Genomic DNA, 1,715 nt, shown 5'->3' with positions numbered 1-1,715 from the left:
CCCAGCCAGTGGAGCGCGTCCGCCGCAGCCTCGGCATTCTCCGGCTCACGCAGATCGAGCCGGAGCGAGACCCGGCCGGTGAACGGTTCCGGCTCGGACGGTTCCGCCTCCTCCAGAAGACTTCCCATCAGCTCCGGAGGCTCCTCGGCGGACGGCCCCAGCCGGCCCCGGATCTCACCGGCCGTCTCGATCACCAACTGCCGGGGCAGACCCTGCCGGTCGAACGCCACGCTGGCCACCGTCATCCCGGATCCGGCCCCACCGAGCCGCAGGTGAGCCGCGGCGGTTCCGGCAAGACGCACGAAAAGCGTCGTCACCGGTCGTTTTTCCCGAGTCACCCGAACTTCGGCGACGCCGGTCACACCACCCCCGATAATCGGCCCGCCCACTCCGGACCGCGCCTCCGCCCCCAGGTCCGGCGCCGATCCAGCGTCCACGAAATAGGCGTGCGGTTCCTTCACCATCTGCCGGGGCAGCCGGTAACCGTCCACCGTTCCGGCGATCCGGCTCAGCAGCCCGGTCGGATCGGCCTCCCGCAGGCCCAGCCGCACCGGTTCGTGCTGGGCGGAGGTGATGTAGGCGCGCGCCGCGTCCTCGGTCGGGAACTCGGTCAGCTCCCCACCGCGCACCGAGCCGGGCACGTTGTCCCGCCGCACGAACCAGTGCACCACGGCGCTCTTGTCCACGGTCCGGCTCAGCGTCAGCCGCCCGGAGCTCCCCAGATCGTCCGCGAACACCACGGCGTCGTCCGGCACCACGTCGGCGTGGCTGAGCACCCGGCAGTGGGTCTCGGCGGCCGCGGCGATCGTGCGCGGCGCGCAACCGGTGTCCCCCTTGCCGCAGAAGCCGCTCCGCAGACCGTGCCCGACGTGGGGCATCAGCACCACCGTCACCAGGATGGCCAGGCAGCTGCCGCTGAGCACGGTGAGGTACCGGATCGGCGACGGGCCGGCGTCCGGGAGGGCGGTTCGGGCGGGACGACGAACGATCAGGCTCATCGCTGGTCACTCTGCCGCACCAGACGATTACATGGAGGCGATTCGCGTGATTGTTACCTTTCGAGGGGATGTGGCGGTATGGACCGGGCCCGCTTGTTGATGGACGCGGTCGAGGTCGCCTCCGTGGAGGTGGCCCGGACGTATGCAGCGCGCTCGAAGGGGCTGCTGGGCCGGGACGGCATCGAGACCGGCCTGGTGTTGCGACCGGGATCGGGGGTGCACACCTTCGGCATGCGCTTCGCGATCGACGTGGTCTTCGTGCGCCGGGACGGGCGGGTGCTGGCGGTGGTCACCATGCCCCGCCACCGGCTCGGCCTCCCGCGGCCACGTTCGGCCTGGATCCTGGAGACCGAGGCCGGGCGGGCGCGGGAGTGGGGGATCAGGCCGGGCCGGACCCTGGAACTCTCCGAGGACCCGGCCTGACCGTTGAACAGAGCAGATCAGCGGGACTGCAGCGCGTCCAGCGCCACCGCCATCGCCGCGGCCAGCCGGCCGTCCAGGCGGGCACCGGGCACCTCGACCTCGTAGCGGTCGCGCAGCGAGCGCTTGCGCTGGGAGCTCAGCAGGACCGTGCCGTCCGGATCGGTGAAGTCGAAGTGGAACAGGAACGGCGAGGGCAGGTCGCTGAGGATCGGCGCCAGTTCCCAGACCCGGCGGGCGATCGCCACGTTCTTGTTCCGCTCGGTCCCGAACAGCTCGACCGGGCTGTTCGCGAAG

2 protein-coding genes and 1 pseudogene are annotated in these 1,715 nt (G+C 71.3%); 1 reads left to right on the top strand and 2 read right to left on the bottom strand.

Annotated elements, in window-relative coordinates; translation table 11 throughout:
* Nucleotides 1-893 (bottom strand): hypothetical protein (locus ACIBQZ_RS43210; RefSeq protein ID WP_396094771.1); only part of this gene is annotated, 893 nt, incomplete at its 3' end.
* 183 nt (nt 894-1,076) lie between these two features.
* Here ACIBQZ_RS43210 and ACIBQZ_RS43205 point away from each other — a divergent pair.
* Nucleotides 1,077-1,421 carry a DUF192 domain-containing protein gene (locus ACIBQZ_RS43205; RefSeq protein ID WP_396094770.1) on the top strand — a complete coding sequence of 115 codons (345 nt, stop codon included), beginning with the start codon at nt 1,077-1,079 and terminating at the stop codon, nt 1,419-1,421.
* A 17-nt stretch (nt 1,422-1,438) separates the two neighbouring features.
* Here ACIBQZ_RS43205 and ACIBQZ_RS43200 read toward each other — a convergent pair.
* Nucleotides 1,439-1,715, bottom strand: a pseudogene (locus tag ACIBQZ_RS43200) (hypothetical protein); the annotation flags it as partial.

This window comes from Actinoplanes sp. NPDC049599, from assembly GCF_044465625.1.
Classification (GTDB): domain Bacteria; phylum Actinomycetota; class Actinomycetes; order Mycobacteriales; family Micromonosporaceae; genus Actinoplanes.
Note: the sequence above shows the minus strand (reverse complement) of the source record. Positions and strands in the feature narration are given on the sequence as shown.